The following is a 15,381-nucleotide window of genomic DNA, read 5'->3' as shown; positions in this document are numbered from 1 at the left end:
TCAGCCCCCTTGGGCCGCGACGCTAGCGCCGCGCCCGGCGCGTTTTCCCTGAGACGGCCTGCGGCGCGGCCGCGCCCGACAGCAGGTCCTGCACCAGCTCGATGACCCGCTCGGCGGTCGGGGACAGGGTACGGCGCGCGCGGTGGATGACGCTGTAGGTCAGCGGGCCGGCGGCGGGATAGGACAGCGGCAAGGGCTCCAGCACACCCTGCGCAAGTTCGGACGCGATAGCCTCGCGCGTGCAGAACAGCACCACGTCGCTGCCCAGCGCCACCTCGCGCAACGTGGCGACGCTATCGCATTCGAAGGCGATGGGCAGGTCTTCCGGCCGTGCCACCTGATACAGCCGGGCCAGGTACTCGCGCGCCCGCAGCGGCAGGTCGGTGGCGGCCAGCCGGTACTGCGCCAGCGCGGCGCGCAGGCGCGGCTTGCCCAGGCCCTGCAGCGGATGGCCGGCGCGCGTGAACAGGCCGCCGTGCTGCGGCGGCAGCGGCCGCACCGCAAAGTCGTCGGGCGGCGGCAGGCTGTGCGTCACGGCCACCGCGAAATCCAGCTTGTCCTGCAGCAGCTTGTCCAGCAGGCGCTGCCAGCTCTCGATCTCGACGTGCACGCTCAGGCCCGGATGCTCGCGCGCGATGCGCACCAGCAGCGGCGACAGGAATCCGGCCGCCGGAAACGCCCCCACGCCCAGGTTCACGCGGCCCGTGTCGTGGCCGCGGATCAATTCGGCCTCGCGCCGCAGGTCGCGGGTTTCTGCCAGGATGCGCTGCGCACGCTCCAGCACCATGCGCCCGGCCTGCGTGGGCGTGACGCCCGTGGACGCCCGGTCCACCAGCACCAGCCCCAGCGAGTCTTCCAGCGACTGGATGCTGCGCGTCAGCGCCGACTGCGTCAGATGCAGCCGCTGCGCCGCCCGGGAGTAGTGCTTTTCCTCAACCAGCACGGCGTAGTGCTGGAGCGACCGTATTGTGAGGCTCATGTATTTTTCTCATCAATATTGGGCCAAATATGCATTTGATTGAGCGCAAAGGCAAGACTACAAAAGACTTGCCGCGACGGAAAATTGCAGCGCCGGCGCCCTGTGGTGAACCTCATTCCAGAGCAATGCACGACATTGCCTACCCCCAGGAGGAGACAATATGAACCGCAAGTCGTTCTTGAAGCTGTTGGGTAGCGGCGGGGCTGCCATGCTGGGCGCCCTGGCCTGTCTTTCGGCGGCGGCCGCCCCGCTGACGCAGGCGCCGCCCTGGCCGGGCGGCGGCAAGCCCATCCGCCTGGTGGTGCCGTTTCCGGCCGGGTCGGGGTCCGACGCGCTGGCGCGCATGCTGGCGATGAAGGTCACGCAACGCACCGGCGCACCGGTCATCATCGACAACAAGCCCGGCGCCGGCACCATGATAGGCGCGCAGGAAGTGGCCCGCGCCAGCCCCGACGGCTACACCCTGCTCTACACCATCGTCGTCACGCACACGCAGAATCCGCATCTCTACAAGAAGCTGCCCTACGACCCGGTGAAGGACTTCACCCCGGTCATCCAGGTGGTGCGTTCTGCCACCGTGCTGGTCGCCAACAAGGACGCGCCCTTTTCGACCACGGCGCAGATGATCGACTATGCGCGGGCCAATCCTGGCAAGCCGAACTTCGCTTCCTACAGCCCGGGGTCCACCTCGCATCTGAACGGCGAAATACTCAAGCAGCAGACCGGCATCGACATCGTGCACGTCCCCTACAAGGGCACGGCCGACGCCAGCCGCGCGCTGCTGGCGGGCGAGGTCCAGGTCTACTTCGACGGCACGGCCACCGCCGTGGAAAACGCGCGCGCCGGCAAGGTCAAGCTGCTGGGCCCGGCCACCGACCGCCGCCTGAGCGTGCTGCCGGACCTGCCCACCCTGAAGGAGCAAGGCATACCCGGGCTGGACATCGTCGGCTGGCAAGGCATCTTCGGCCCCGGCGACATGCCGCCCGCGCTGGCCGAGCGCGTGGCCCAGGTGTTCCGCGAGGCGCTGGACTCGCCCGACGTAACCCAGAGCATCGTGTCCCAGGGCAATGAAGTCAGCGGCGCGGGTCCCAAGGAGTTCGCGCAGATCGTCCAGCAGGACAGCGAACGCTGGGGCGCGGTGATCAAGCGCATCGGCCTGGTCCTCCAGTAACCGCGGCAGGTATCGAAAGGAGAGCGCAATGCATGATCTGGTCATACGCGGCGGCACGATCGTCGATGGATCGGGACGGCCCCGCTACCAGGCGGACCTGGCGATCGAGGACGGACGCGTGGTCCAGGCCGAAGGCCGGGCCGGCGCGGCGCGCCGCGAGATCCGCGCCGACGGCTGCCTGGTGGCCCCGGGCTGGGTGGACATCCACACCCACTACGACGGCCAGGCCACCTGGGACCCGTATCTCAGCCCTTCCACCTGGCACGGCGTCACCACGGCCATCATGGGCAACTGCGGCGTGGGCTTCGCCCCCGTCAAACCCGAACGGCGCGAATGGCTGATCAAGGTCATGGAGGGCGTCGAGGACATACCCGGCTCGGTGCTTTCCGAAGGCATCCAGTGGGATTGGGAGACCTTTCCCGAATACCTGGACGCGCTGGACCGCCGCCCCAAGGCCCTGGACGTGGGCGCACAGATCCCGCACAGCGCGGTGCGCGCCTACGTGATGGGCGAACGCGCCATCCACCACGACGAGGCCTCGCCCAGCGACCTGATCGCCATGCGCGAAGTGGTGCGCGAAGCGCTGACCGCCGGCGCGGTGGGCTTCTCCACGTCGCGCACCTTCCTGCACAAGTACGACGAACGCAAGTATCCGCCCGGCACCTTCGCCACCGGCGAGGAGATCACCGCCCTGGGCTCGGTCATGGGCGAAGTCGGGCATGGCGTGTTCCAGATGACCGCCAACCATCCCGCCATGGAAGGCGAAATGCCGTGGCTGGAGCAGCTGGCGCGCCACAACCGCCTGCCCGTGCTGTTCAACCTGCAGCAGACCGACGCCGCGCCCGACGTCTGGAAGCAGATCGCCGGCAGCCTGGACCGCGCGCACCGCGCAGGCGTGCCGCTGCTGGCAGGCATCAGCGGACGTCCGCTGGGCATCCTGTTTTCGTGGCAGAGCACGCTGCACCCGTTCATCGCGCATCCCAGCTATCAGGCGCTGCATGCCCTGCCGCTGGCGGAAAAGCTGGCCCGCCTGCGCGACCCCGCCACGCGCAGCCGCATCATGAACGAACAGCGCGGCCTACTGGACCGCCGCGCTGAAACGCTGTTCAGCAGCTTCCACAAGATCTTCCGCCTGGGCAGCGATCCCGACTACGAACCGCTGCCCGGGGAAAGCGTGGCAGCAATGGCGCAACGCAGCGGCCGCGCGCCGCTGGAGATCGTCTATGACCTGATGCTGGAAAACGAGGGCCAGGCGATCCTCTACTACCCGTCCTTCAACTATTCGTACGAGAACCTGGACCACCTGCACCAGCTGATGCAGCAGCCCTACACGGTCAACAGCCTGTCCGACGGCGGCGCGCATTGCGGCTATATCTGCGACGTGAGCATGCCCACCTTCATGCTCAGCCACTGGACCCGCGACCGCCGCCGCGGCCCGCTGCTGGAACTGGAGCATGTGGTCAAGCGCCAGACGCGCGACACCGCCAGCGTGTACGGGCTGCTGGATCGCGGCCTGCTGCAGCCCGGCTACAAGGCCGACGTCAACATCATCGATCCCGATGCGGTGCGCGTGCACTGCCCGGAGATGGTGTTCGACCTGCCGGGCGGCGGCCGCCGTTTGATCCAGCGCGCCGACGGCTACGTGGCCACGCTGGTCAATGGCCTGCCGATCTTCGAAGGCGGCGCGGCCACCGGCGAACTGCCCGGCAAGCTGCTGCGCGGAGCGCGCAGCCAGCAGGCTTGAAAGACGCGAAGCCGGCCCGCGCCGCGCGCCAGTCTCAGGCGCGCGGTCGGTCCGGCGTGTACTGCCCCAACAGCCCGGCGACCCAATCGATGAACACGCGCAGCTTGGCGCTCACGTGCCGGTTGGGCGGAAACGCCACGTACATCGGCATGGAATCCAGGCGCCAGTCCTGGAACAGCGGCACCAGCTCGCCGCTGTCGACGTGAGCGCGTGACATGTAGTCCGGCAACCACAGCACGCCCAGCCCGGCCAGACCGGCCGCCAGATAGGCGTTGCCGTCGTCGACCGCCAGCACGTAGCGCCCGTGCACCTTGAGGCTTTCGCCGCCGCGGCGCATGGCGTAGGGCAAAGCCTTGCCGTTGCGCGCCCACAGAAAGCCCACGATACGGTGATGCGTGTCCTCCAGCTCGCGCGGATGCGCCGGCGTGCCTGCGCGCTTCAGGTACTCCGGCGCCGCGTACACGCCAAGCAGCAAGTCGCCCACGCGCCGTGCCATCAGCGACTGGTCGGTGAGTTCGCCGCCGCGCACCACGCAGTCGACGTTCTCGCCGATCAGATCGACGATCCGGTCGCTCACGCCCATGTCCAGCTGGATGTCGGGATATTGCGCATGGAACGCCGGCAAGGCCGGCACCAGGATCATGCGCGCCAGCGGGCTGGGCACGTCCACGCGCAAACGCCCCCGCGGCACCGCCGACGCCCCGGACAGGCTGGTCTCGGCATCGTCCATGTCGGCCAGCAGCCTCAGCACGCGCTCATAGTAGGCGGCGCCGTCGGCGGTCACGTTGACCTTGCGGGTGGTGCGGTTCAGCAGCTTGACGCGCAAGCGCGCCTCCAACTGCTGCACCAGTTGCGTCACGCTGGTCTTGCTCATGTGCAAGGTCTCGGCCGCCTTGGTGAAGCTGCCGGTTTCCACCACGCGGACGAAGGCCTGCATCGCGTCGAAACGGTCCATCTCTGCTCCCGCTCTTCCTGATTATTTGGATTCTACAAACAGTGATGGACGGACTTGCCCGTTTATCGCGGCAACGGGGGCACCTAAAGTGCCTACATCGTCAATCCCGGGCCGGATGCGGCCCATAGATGGAGATAGCCATGACCCAACGCGACGTTGTTTTTCCCCCGGGGCGTCACGCCTTGTATGAGCGCGACCGCTATTCACCCGCAATTCGTTCCAATGGATTCCTGTTCGTCTCGGGACAGGTGGGCAGCCGCGAGGACGGCACGCCCGAGCCCGACCTGCAGGAGCATGTGCGGCTTGCGTTCCGCAATCTGCAAGCCATCCTGGCGGCGGCCGGCAGCAGCTTCGATGACGTGGTCGACGTGACGGTGTTCATGGTCGACCCGGCATCCCGGTTCGAGACGATCTGGCAGGTGGTGCCGGAATTCTGGGGCGTGGCGCCGTACCCGGCCCTGACCGCGGTGGGCGTGACCTGGCTCAATGGTTTCGACTTCGAGATCAAGGTGATCGCGAAACTGCCGCAGACGGCCCAGGACTGATCCGGGCCGTCGCGCTCACACCACGCCGACCCGGATCACACCAGCGATGGTCTGCGCCGCCTGTTGCAAGGCGGGCACCATGTCCCCTTCCAGCCGGTTCCCTGCCACTTCCGGGGCGGCCACCGAAATCCCCACCGACAACAGGCGCGAGCCGGCCTGCGGCACGGGCACGGCCACCGACACCTGGTTGCTGTCCGGGTAGTCGAACCGGGTCCACTCCCCCGGCCCCAGGCGCAAGCCGCCGGCCAACGCGCTCGCCGGCGGCAGCACGCTGCCCACGCGCAGGTTCATCACCACCAGGCGGCGGCGCTCGGCCGGCGCCATGGCGCGGCCGATGATGATCACGCCTTCGGGGTTGGCCTCGCCCAGGTTGGACGTGCCTGAATAGGCGTCGGCCAGGTTCTGCAGGATCTCCTGCACGGCGTCCGTCACTCCCAGGCTCTCCATGGCCGCGAACCCCAGCTCGAAAACCAGCGGCGTAAGCCGCCAGCGGCTGTCTTCGCGCGCCGCGTAGCCCTCTTCTTCCAGCGTCTGCAGAAACCGCAGCACGGTCGCGTGCGGCAGGTCGACCGCGCGCGCAAGTTCGGCCAGCGTGGGTCGGCCGTTGCCGCGGAAGGCCCGCATGATGGATAGACACCGCTGAATCGATCTATTATTCTTCAATCGTTCACCTAATAAACGTATTGATCACTAGGTGAACAATACACATAAACGATGCTCCCGGCAAGACCGGCGAGCCCGGGAAGGAGACATAGCTATGAAACGCATCGCACTCGCCTTGGCGGCGGGTCTCGTGTTCTGTACGGGATCCGCCGCAGCGCAAGCAAGCTGGCCCGCGCAGCCGGTCAAATGGATCGTGCCCTACCCGCCGGGCGGATCGACCGACATGCTGGCCCGCTTGGTCAGCCACAAGCTCGGCGAACGGTTGGGCCAGCCAGTCATCGTCGAGAACAAGGCGGGGGCCGGCGGCAACATAGGCACCGATTTCGCGGTCAAGCAGCCGGCCGACGGCTACACCATCGTGATGGGCAATATCGGCCCCATTTCCATCAACCCCGCGCTCTATCCGGACCTGCCCTACAAGCCTCAGCGGGACCTGGCGCCCGTCACGATGCTGATGAGCGTGCCCAACCTGCTGGTGGTCAATCCCGCGTTGCCGGTGCGTTCGGTGCAGGAACTGATCGCCTACGCGAAGAAATCGAAAGCGCCGCTGGACTACGCCACCCCCGGCGCGGGCACCTCGCTGCACCTGGCGGGCGAATTGTTCGCCGCGTCGGCGGGCGTGCGCCTGACCCACGTGCCCTACCGCGGCAGCGCGCCGGGCCTGAACGACACCGTGGCGGGCCACGTGCCGATGATGTTCGACAACATGCCCTCGGCGCTGCAACTGGTGAAGGCCGGCAAGCTGCGCGCGCTGGCGATCACCAGCACGGCGCGCTCGCCGCAGCTGCCCGACGTGCCGACGATGGCCGAGGCAGGCCTGCCGGGCTACGAGATCGCCGGATGGTTCGGCGTGCTGGCGCCTGCCGCCACGCCCAAGCCCATCATCGAACGCCTGAACAAGGAACTGCTGGCCGTGCTGGCCATGCCCGACGTGCGCGAACAGATAGGCGCCATGGGCGGCATCATTTCGGCCGAAGGGCCGGCGGACTTCGGCCGCTACATCGCGGCGGAAACCGACAAGTGGGGCGCGCTGGTGAGCAAGGCGCAGATCAAGCTTCAATAGGCAAGGAGACAAGCATGACCACGTATCGCCATCTGGAAACCCAACCGATAGCCGGCGCGCTGGGCGCCGAGATCCGCGGCATCGACCTGTCGCGGCCGCTATCGGACGATCAGTTCGACGAAGTGCGCAACGCACTGCACGAGCACCTGGTGGTGTTCTTCCGCGACCAGCAGTTGACGCCGCAGCAGCACATCGATTTCAGCTCGCGCTTCGGCGAGCTGCTGGAAGTGCCCTTCGTGCGGGCGCTGGAAGGACACCCGACCATCCTGCCCGTGATGAAAGGCCGCGCGGAAACCACCCGGCGCCTGTTCGGCGGCCTGTGGCACACGGACATGAGCTATGCCGAAGAGCCGCCGCTGGGCTCGGCGCTATACGGCCGCGTCATTCCGCCCTACGGCGGCGACACCATGTGGGCGAACATGTACCGCGCCTACGACGCGCTGTCGGACCGGCTGAAGCAGATACTGGACGGGCTGGGCGCTGTGCACAGCGCGGTGCGCTCCTATGGCGCGGGTGGCGCGGTGGTGAACAACGGCGACCCGGCCCACAAGATGGACGTGCGCACCGACGACCGCGCCGCCAGCGAAGTGGTCCACCCCGTGGTGCGCGTGCACCCGGCCACCGGCAAAAAGGCGCTGTATGTGAACAGCACCTATACATTGCGCTTTGACGGCATGACCCAGGAAGAAAGCGAACCCCTGCTGCAGTTCCTGTACCGCCACGCGGCGCGGCCGGAGTTCACCTGCCGCTTCCGCTGGGCGCCGGGCTCGCTGGCGCTTTGGGACAACCGCTGCACCCAGCACCTGGCCATGAACGACTATGACGGCTTCGACCGCGAGATGCACCGCACCACGATCTCGGGCGACCGGCCGATCGCGGTCGCGCGCTGAACGGTCGGGCCGGTCAGGCGGGATGACTCAACGCGGCGGCTTCAGCGGCAAGAGCCGCCGGTAGCCCGCCGGCAGCGGCTGGGCGGCGTGCTCCGTGACGGTGCGCGCCAGCCGCTGCGCCAACTCCGGCGGAAACGGCTTGGCGCGCCGCGTTTCCAGATCCACATGCAGCGACAGCTGCTCCATGGTGGCCGCGACGTAGCCGTCGCGGGTCTGCATCAGCTCCATCAGGCACAGCAGGCGCTTGTCGTCCGCTTCCAGCAGCCGGATGCGCAACGCGAGCGGATCGCCCGCCAGCACTTCACGCAGATAAGCCACGTGCACGTTCATCGTGTAGATGCCGCAGCGCGTGGCCTCGGTGTAGTCCAGCCCCACCCCGACCTCGCGCAGCAACTGGAAGCCGACGCGGTCGAAGATGCCCACGTAATGGGCGGCATTCATGTGGCCGTACTCGTCGATCCAGGCGGGATCCACGCTCAGGGTCGTGGACGGAAGGGCTGATGTCATGGTTTCCTCGGCGGCGGGGTTGTAATCAGCCCATGACCTTAGCCGACGTCCGCTGGCGGATCAACGTCTGCGTCGTCGCGGCGGAAGGTCCGCCGAAGGTGGTCCGTCCTGTGCGCCGCGCGTCAGCCGGCCATCGCCCATCGAACTACTTCTTTGCGCCAGCCGGCGCCGGCCAGACGGCCGATGCATCGCTGCGCCGCCGGAACAATCGTCCATACGTGCACGGCCACCTTGCCGATAGGCGAACGGCGTCGTATCCCGCACCCTGGCGGACAGGCGTAAATAGACAAGTTCGCGTCTTGATTCTCAAGGCGACGCTGACAACGCGCGGGGGCGCGCGCTCGAGGTCGGGGAACCAAGATGAATATCCTGTTGGCGTTCGCGCCGTTCATCGTGTTTGTCATCATTGAAAGAACCGTCGGTGTGCTGGAAGGGCTTGCTGCCGGCACCTTCGTATCCGCCGGGCTGGTGCTTCGCGACTGGCTCAGCCCCGAACGGCGCATCAAGGTCCTGGAAACCGGCACGCTGCTGCTGTTCACAGGACTGACCCTGTATGCCCCGATGGCGGACGGGGATTCCTGGACGATCGCCCAGGCGCGCCTGCGGGTCGACGCCGGGATACTGGTCCTGGTGCTGCTGACCCTGGCGCTGCGCCGGCCGTTCACACTGGAATATGCGCGGGAAAAAGAACCGGAATACGTCTGGAAGAACCGCCGCTATGCCCGCATGAACTATGCCGTGGCCACGGCCTGGGCGCTGGCGTTTGCGAGCATGGTGGCGGCCGACGCGCTGCTGCTGTACAAGCCCCAATTGCCGCAGGCGGTCGCCATCGCAGTGACGGTGGCGGCGCTGGCCGGCGCAATGAAATTCACCGCTTGGTATCCGGACAGGGTGTCGGCGACCACGCTAAGGTAGCGCGCCCGAACCCGCGGATGTCGCGGCGCGCGATACCCGGTCGCACCGCATTGCGCTAAAGCCGCTACTGGAAGTGGTAGCGCTCGCGATAGCCCACCGGCGACATGCCGCAGTACTTGTTGAAAATATCGCGGAAGGCCTTGGTGTCGTTGTAGCCGACTTCGTACATGACTTCGGCCACGCTCTTGCGCGAGGTCTCCAGGCGCTTCTTGGCCGCTTCCACCCGCACCCGCTGCACGTACTCGACGATGCTGTTGCCGGTTGCCTGGCGAAAGCGGCGCTCCAGCGTGCGGCGTCCCATGGCGTGGCGGTCCGCCAGTTCCTCGACGGTGATTTTTTCCGTGTAGCGGCCTTCGATGTAATCCTGCACCGCGCGCACGACCTCGTCGGCGTGGGCCTTCTGCCCCACGAACACCGCGAATGGCAACTGGCTCTGGCGGCTCCAGTCCAGCTGGAAGTACTTGGCGCACCAGATGGCAGTGTCGCGGTCGGTGTATTTTTCGATCAGATGCAGCACCAGGTGCGCGGCTGAGAACGCGCCGCCGCTGGTGTAGATACCGTTGTCCGCCATGACGACGCGGTCGCTGACCCATTGCACGTTGGGAAACATGCTGGCGTAGAGGTTCTGCGCCACCCAGTGGACCACCGCCTGCTGGCCGTCCAGGACGCCGCCCGCCGCCAGCAACGCGGCGCCCATGCACAGGCTGGCGACTTCGCCGCCATCACGGTGATGGCGTGACAGCCAGTCGATCAGTTCGCGGTTGGACAACACCGCGTCGGACACCGAGCCCAGCAGCGGCGGCGCGATGCAGATGTCGATGTCGTGGGCATCGGCCAGGACCATGTCGGCCTGCACCGTGATGCGGCCTTGGTCCAGGCGGACTTCGCGGTTCACGGCCAGGGTGCGCACCGTGAACCGGGGTTCGCGCCCGTGCGCAGCCAGGTATTCGTTGGCGACCAGGAAGCCATGCCTGGCGGTTTCCAGCGAGGCGATGTTTGCCCCCAGGGGCAGTAGGAAGGCGACGTTTTTCATCCTGCAAAGCATACGCCTGCCAGCTGTCGCAATCCACCCTCAAGATTGTCGCAATCGCCTATCTGAGATCGCCGCCGATCCCGATACAGTGACACTTACCGGAATGAGATCCGGGCAGCGCCAGGGGCGGCTTGCGGGGCGTCCTGGCGCGGAACAGAACAACGTGGATCAAGGAGTTACTGATGGAAAAGTATGTAGACGGCTTCCTGCTGCCCGTGCCCAAGGCCAACCTCGAAACCTACCGGAAGATGGCGCAGCAGGCGCAGACAGTGTGGCTGGAGCATGGCGCCCTCGACTACCGGGAATGCGTGGCCGAAGAGATCGACAAGGAAGGTTTCGCCGCATTCAGCGCCGCTGCCGGCGCGCGCGAGGACGAGACGGTGGTGTTCGCCTGGATCACCTACGCCAACAAGGCGGAGCGCGACCGGATCAACGCCAAGGTCATGTCGGACCCGCGCCTGGCCGAGAACTGCTGCGAAGGCGTGTTCGACTTCAAGCGCATGTGCTGGGGCGGCTTCGCCACACTGGTAGGCAACTGAGGCGGCAGGATCTTTCCCGCCCGTTCAAACGCAACAATCTGGAGATACCTCATGGCTAACCCTGCAAGCAAACCCATACCCGAAGGCATGCATACGCTCACCCCGCACATCGTGTGCGAAGGCGCGGCGCAGGCCATCGACTTCTACAAGAAAGCCTTCAACGCCGAGGAGCTGGCCCGGCTGCCCGGCCCCAACGGCAAGATCATGCATGCCGCCATACGCATCGGCGATTCCGTCATGATGCTGATGGACGACTTCCCCGAATGGGGCAGCCTGGGCCCGAAGGCGCTCAAAGGCACGCCCGTCACCCTGCACCTGTACGTGGCCGACGTGGACGCGGCGATGAAACAGGCGGTGGCGGCCGGCGCCCAGGTGACCATGCCCGTGGCGGACATGTTCTGGGGCGACCGCTACGGCCAGGTGGTGGACCCTTGCGGACACCGCTGGTCCATCGCCACGCACAAGTTCGACCTGACGCCGCAAGAAGTCCAGGAGAACATGGCGAAGATGGGGCCGATGGAAGGCTGCGGCGACGCGACCAAGAAACAGAGTTAAGCGGCCGGCTGCGGATACGGCCCCAGGAAATCCAGCTTGCCGATCTTCACGCCCGCGTGGCGCAGGATGGCGTAGGCCGTCGTGACATGGAAGTAGAAGTTCGGCAGCGCGAACGTCAGCAGGTAGTCGTCGCCGCGGAACTCCTGCTTGAAGTCGCCGAACGCCAGCGAAACCTTGCGGCCTTCGGCGCCATCCAGCCGGTCCGCCGGCACGTCCTGCAGATACGCGAGCGTGGCGGCGATGCGCTGCTGCAATTGCTCGAACGTGGTTTCCTCATCCGGAAACTTGGGCGCTTCCACCCGCGACAGGCGCTGCACCGCGAACTTGGACGCATCGCTGGCGCGCTGGATCTGGCCGCTCAACGGATACATGTCCGGCGCCAGCCGGGCATTGATCAGTTCGGCCGGATCCATGCCGGCGGCGGCCGCGTGGTCGGCGGCCTTTTGCAGTAGCGCGGCCAGCACCTTCAGGCCGCGGACGAAGGCAGGCACGCTGGCCTGATACATGGATAGTGACATGTCGGAGCTCCCTACAGGGACGAGGCGGTAGGCGCGGAATACGCCGGGAACACGCTGATCTTACTGCCGAGGCGGTGACGGAACCGCCACCCGCTGCGCGGGCTGCCCCAGGCCTATTCCGCCTGCCCGCGCGCCACGCGACGGTGCGTCTGGAAGAAGCGCCAGATCAGCGCCGAGGCATCCGGCCCGCTGCGCGCGTGATAGCGTACCGAGGCGTCGCCGCCGCTCCAGGCGTGCTCCACGAGCGTGATTTCGCATAGCCGCAGCAGCGTGCGGCTGCCGCGCAGCATGTCGACGCGGCGGTAGGACTTATCCGTGCCCAACCCCAGCACGCGCTCGACCGGTACGCTTTCGGGCGGCAGATCGTTCACGGCGCGAAACTGTTCGAACAACTGCCGCGCGTTGCGCGGCGCCACCGTAGGATCCAGCTGCCCCTGCAGAATCATGGCGGGCATGCCCAGGCGGAACACCGCCGGGTCCGCGACCTTTTCCAGCAAGGGCAATAACGGCTTGAGCGCGCCGCGCCGCATGGTGCCTATGCCCCCGGTGGCGCTGTGGGCGTCCCCCGCGACCGGCCCGGAATGCATGGCCACGGCGGCAATCAGGCGCGGATGCCGCAATGCCACCAGCGCGGCCATGCCGGCCCCGGCCGAAAGCCCCGCGATGTAGACGCGTTCGGGGTCCAGCGCATGCCTGGCGCACTCCGCGCGGATCAGGGCGGCAATCAGGTCGGCTTCCGCCCCGCCGTGCGCGTCGTCGGGCTGGAACCAGCGCCAGCAACGCTGCACCTGACGGGTCATGGATTGCTGCGGATACAGCACCATGAAGCCGCCCGCGTCGGCCCATTGATTCATGCGCGAACCGCGGGCGAACGACAGCGCCGTCTGCCTGCAGCCGTGCAGCATCACCACCAGCGGCATGCCGGCGCGCGGCGCCGCGGCGGGCGTGTAGCGCGCGAAGGTGAGACGGCGGCCCTGGGCGTCGGAGAATTGCCGGGAGGCTTCCCAGCGGCCCGTCCCCAGCGAAGGCGCGGCGGCGCTGCGGGAAGCGGAGGCCGCAGCGGGCTTGGCGGCCCGGCGCTTGGGCGCGCTGCGCTTCTTGGCGGCCTTGGGCGTGGCCATGCGCATGGCGGCGCGCTGCAGCTTGCCGATTTTCTTCGCGGCCTTGAAAAACAAGTTGGTGAAACTGCGCGCCATTGCTGGGCCTCGGCCAGTAAACCTGCGTTTGCTTGCGCGCTGAATGTATCACAGAGTAACTTCCAGGCAGCGCTTTCGGGACGCCGACGCGCAGGTCGATTTGCAGTAGATCAAACGGATACCGCCTCGACCGCGGCCAACCGGCACGCCGCCTTGAGCCGCCGCCCCAAAGCGCCTAAGGTGTAGGCTAAACCAACCTAGACGCATTCATGTTTCCCAACGACAGACCCCAGACCCTGGGCGAGGAAATCGCCAACGCCATCAGCCACGGCGTCGGCGCCGCCGGCGCCGTGGCCTCTGCCCCCATCCTGATCCTGGCCGCCGTGCGCCAGGGCGATGCCGCCTTCATCGCGGGCGCCGCGGTCTTCGCCGCGACGATGTGCCTGCTGTACCTGGCGTCCACCATCTATCACGCGCTGCCCAGAAGCCGCGCCAAGCAGCTTTTCAACGTGCTGGACCATTCCGCCATCTATCTGCTGATCGCGGGCACCTACACGCCCTTCGCCCTGGGCGCCCTGCGCGGCCCCTGGGGCTGGACCCTGTTCGGCCTGGTCTGGGGCATGGCCCTGCTGGGAGTCGGGCTGAAAGCCAGCAAGCGGCTCAACCGCCCGGCCATCTCCACGGGCCTGTATCTGGCGATGGGCTGGCTGGTGATCATCGCAGTCAATCCGCTGATCGAGCGCGTGCCCACGGGCGGCCTGTGGTGGCTGGTGGCGGGGGGACTGGCCTACACCGGCGGCGTGGCCTTCTTCGTGCTCGACAACCGTTGGCGCTACAGCCATTTCATCTGGCATCTGTTCGTGCTCGCCGGCACCGTGTGCCACTTCTTCGCCGTGCTCTGGTACGCGGCCTGAGGGCCGCCGCGCGGCCGCTCAGCCGCGGCCCGATTCCCCCGGCTGCGGCATGGCGAGCAGGCCGCGCTTCATCAATGACTTCATCCCCGGCACGAGCAGCCCGCCGCCGAACAGCAGGTCGCGCCACAACCCCGGCCCTGAAGCCTGGAAGCACGGTGTCAGCGCCCGGCTGAGGCTCTGGTACAGGCGCGAAGGCAATAAGCGGCTGCGGGCGTAGCGCGCGGGTCCCGCGGCGGCGCCATGCTGCCCCAGGGCCCGCGCCAGCGCCATCGCATCCAGCACCGCCAGCGTCGTTCCCAATCCCAGCTGAGGACTCATCGCGTGGCCCGCATCGCCCACGGCGCAATACGGGCCCGCCGCCAATCCGCGCGGCCAGGTGTGCCGGTAGGTGGCCACCGCCAGGTCGTCGTGCCGCGAAATCTGATCGACCACGGGCGCGGCCTCCGGCCACAGGGACAGCATGCGGTCCTTCCAGGCGCCGATGGGCGCGGCGCGCCAGGCCGGCAAGGCGTCGTGCCGGATGCTCCAGAACAGCGACAGCCGCACGCCCTGCGGGCCGATCTCGGTGGGCAGCAAGCCCATCATTTCGCGGGTGCCGCGAAAGCGCTGCAACAGCTGCGTCGCGCCGTGCCATCCGGGCGTCCAGAACTGGCCCCACAACGCGCCCCAGGCATAGGCGCGCGAACTTGCCGCCAATCCGACCTGCTCGCGCAGCGCGGACGCGGCGCCGTCGGCCACCACGAACACATCGAAACTGGACTCGGCCCGGGCTGCGCCCGCGCCATGCGTCACGTGCGCCCTGCCCTCGCGGGTCGCAAGCGTCTCGACCGGACAGCCGAACGAGAACTCGGCGCCCGCGCGCCGCGCGGCCTCGAACAGCACCCCGCCCAGCGCCGCCCGCGTCACGGCCCGCGCGCCGTCGCCCACGTAATCGATGTCCACGACCCGCCAGCCGCGATGCGACAGGCCCAGCAGGCGGTCGATCGGCGCGCCTACGTTCAGCGCCGCGACGTCGACGCCCAGCGATTTGAGCGCGCGCACGCCGGGCGGCTGCAGCAGCAGCCCCGCGCCCAGGGTGGTGAACCCCTGGTGCTTTTCAAAGACGCGCACCTGATGGCCAGCTTGCGCCAGCGCCAGCGCGGCGGCCAGTCCGGCGCTGCCCGCGCCGGCGATGCCGATGGATAGCGGCGTATGTGTAATGGTCATGGAATGGCGTGGCCCGGCGGCCCGAAGGGGCCGCCACGGGAGCCGGCA

17 protein-coding genes are annotated in these 15,381 nt (G+C 67.6%); 9 read left to right on the top strand and 8 right to left on the bottom strand.

The annotated features are described in order from the left end of the window. Positions 1 to 22 precede the first annotated feature (22 nt). Entirely contained in the window at positions 23 to 979 is a 957-nt protein-coding gene (locus tag IB268_RS28140) for a LysR family transcriptional regulator (protein ID WP_175181809.1), read from the bottom strand. 160 nt (positions 980 to 1,139) lie between these two features. On the opposite strand from IB268_RS28140, the gene IB268_RS28135 reads away from it, so the two are divergent. Together IB268_RS28135 and IB268_RS28130 are read left to right on the top strand one after the other, a co-directional pair. Next, complete coding sequence (locus IB268_RS28135) at positions 1,140 to 2,150, top strand: tripartite tricarboxylate transporter substrate binding protein (RefSeq protein WP_192355159.1); 1,011 nt, start codon at positions 1,140 to 1,142, stop codon at positions 2,148 to 2,150. A gap of 28 nt (positions 2,151 to 2,178) precedes the next feature. Then, the gene (locus tag IB268_RS28130) at positions 2,179 to 3,894 is read left to right on the top strand and encodes an amidohydrolase family protein (RefSeq protein WP_175214099.1); all 1,716 of its coding nucleotides are present in this window, start codon (positions 2,179 to 2,181) and stop codon (positions 3,892 to 3,894) included. A gap of 34 nt (positions 3,895 to 3,928) precedes the next feature. Here the strand turns inward: IB268_RS28130 and IB268_RS28125 are convergent, their stop codons facing one another. Next, positions 3,929 to 4,849, bottom strand: a complete 921-nt coding sequence (locus IB268_RS28125; RefSeq protein WP_125470557.1) for a LysR family transcriptional regulator — start codon at positions 4,847 to 4,849, stop codon at positions 3,929 to 3,931. 140 nt (positions 4,850 to 4,989) lie between these two features. Here IB268_RS28125 and IB268_RS28120 point away from each other — a divergent pair, with 140 nt between their 5' ends. Further along, positions 4,990 to 5,394 carry a RidA family protein gene (locus tag IB268_RS28120; protein ID WP_054452797.1) on the top strand — a complete coding sequence of 135 codons (405 nt, stop codon included), beginning with the start codon at positions 4,990 to 4,992 and terminating at the stop codon, positions 5,392 to 5,394. A gap of 15 nt (positions 5,395 to 5,409) precedes the next feature. Here the strand turns inward: IB268_RS28120 and IB268_RS28115 are convergent, their stop codons facing one another. Then, positions 5,410 to 6,057, bottom strand: a complete 648-nt coding sequence (locus IB268_RS28115) for an IclR family transcriptional regulator (protein ID WP_225591514.1) — start codon at positions 6,055 to 6,057, stop codon at positions 5,410 to 5,412. Between the two features lie 94 nt (positions 6,058 to 6,151). Between IB268_RS28115 and IB268_RS28110 the strand changes: the two genes are divergently transcribed. Continuing rightward, positions 6,152 to 7,120 carry a tripartite tricarboxylate transporter substrate binding protein gene (locus tag IB268_RS28110; RefSeq protein ID WP_119449967.1) on the top strand — a complete coding sequence of 323 codons (969 nt, stop codon included), beginning with the start codon at positions 6,152 to 6,154 and terminating at the stop codon, positions 7,118 to 7,120. Between the two features lie 14 nt (positions 7,121 to 7,134). After that, positions 7,135 to 8,010 (top strand): TauD/TfdA family dioxygenase, encoded by an 876-nt coding sequence (locus IB268_RS28105; protein WP_054452803.1) that lies wholly within the window; start codon positions 7,135 to 7,137, stop codon positions 8,008 to 8,010. Positions 8,011 to 8,037: 27 nt separating this feature from the next. Here the strand turns inward: IB268_RS28105 and IB268_RS28100 are convergent, their stop codons facing one another. Next, complete coding sequence (locus tag IB268_RS28100; RefSeq protein ID WP_119449968.1) at positions 8,038 to 8,517, bottom strand: thioesterase family protein; 480 nt, start codon at positions 8,515 to 8,517, stop codon at positions 8,038 to 8,040. A 360-nt stretch (positions 8,518 to 8,877) separates the two neighbouring features. Here IB268_RS28100 and IB268_RS28095 point away from each other — a divergent pair, with 360 nt between their 5' ends. Then, the gene (locus tag IB268_RS28095) at positions 8,878 to 9,432 is read left to right on the top strand and encodes a hypothetical protein (RefSeq protein ID WP_192355157.1); all 555 of its coding nucleotides are present in this window, start codon (positions 8,878 to 8,880) and stop codon (positions 9,430 to 9,432) included. A 64-nt stretch (positions 9,433 to 9,496) separates the two neighbouring features. Here the strand turns inward: IB268_RS28095 and IB268_RS28090 are convergent, their stop codons facing one another. Continuing rightward, positions 9,497 to 10,477 carry a GlxA family transcriptional regulator gene (locus tag IB268_RS28090; protein ID WP_192355156.1) on the bottom strand — a complete coding sequence of 327 codons (981 nt, stop codon included), beginning with the start codon at positions 10,475 to 10,477 and terminating at the stop codon, positions 9,497 to 9,499. A gap of 170 nt (positions 10,478 to 10,647) precedes the next feature. Here IB268_RS28090 and IB268_RS28085 point away from each other — a divergent pair, with 170 nt between their 5' ends. Next, on the top strand, positions 10,648 to 11,004 hold the full coding sequence (locus tag IB268_RS28085; protein WP_054452811.1) for a DUF1428 domain-containing protein: 357 nt from the start codon (positions 10,648 to 10,650) through the stop codon (positions 11,002 to 11,004). 51 nt (positions 11,005 to 11,055) lie between these two features. After that, a complete protein-coding gene (locus IB268_RS28080) occupies positions 11,056 to 11,559 on the top strand; it encodes a VOC family protein (RefSeq protein WP_125470560.1) in 504 nt (167 codons plus the stop codon). On the opposite strand, the gene IB268_RS28075 is transcribed toward IB268_RS28080, so the two are convergent. Then, entirely contained in the window at positions 11,556 to 12,077 is a 522-nt protein-coding gene (locus IB268_RS28075; RefSeq protein WP_119449970.1) for a DUF1993 family protein, read from the bottom strand. The two genes, IB268_RS28080 and IB268_RS28075, sit on opposite strands and share 4 nt — an antisense overlap. Before the next feature lie 113 nt (positions 12,078 to 12,190). Beyond that, the gene (locus IB268_RS28070; protein ID WP_054452817.1) at positions 12,191 to 13,273 is read right to left on the bottom strand and encodes a PHB depolymerase family esterase; all 1,083 of its coding nucleotides are present in this window, start codon (positions 13,271 to 13,273) and stop codon (positions 12,191 to 12,193) included. A 209-nt stretch (positions 13,274 to 13,482) separates the two neighbouring features. On the opposite strand from IB268_RS28070, the gene IB268_RS28065 reads away from it, so the two are divergent. After that, complete coding sequence (locus IB268_RS28065; RefSeq protein WP_119449971.1) at positions 13,483 to 14,127, top strand: hemolysin III family protein; 645 nt, start codon at positions 13,483 to 13,485, stop codon at positions 14,125 to 14,127. Between the two features lie 18 nt (positions 14,128 to 14,145). Here the strand turns inward: IB268_RS28065 and IB268_RS28060 are convergent, their stop codons facing one another. Beyond that, entirely contained in the window at positions 14,146 to 15,333 is a 1,188-nt protein-coding gene (locus IB268_RS28060; protein ID WP_054452821.1) for an NAD(P)/FAD-dependent oxidoreductase, read from the bottom strand. Positions 15,334 to 15,381 lie beyond the last annotated feature (48 nt).

It is taken from the genome of Achromobacter sp. ACM01, assembly GCF_014851745.1.
Classification (GTDB): Bacteria; Pseudomonadota; Gammaproteobacteria; order Burkholderiales; family Burkholderiaceae_B; genus Achromobacter; species Achromobacter aegrifaciens.
This window is presented reverse-complemented; position numbering and strand designations above follow the sequence as displayed.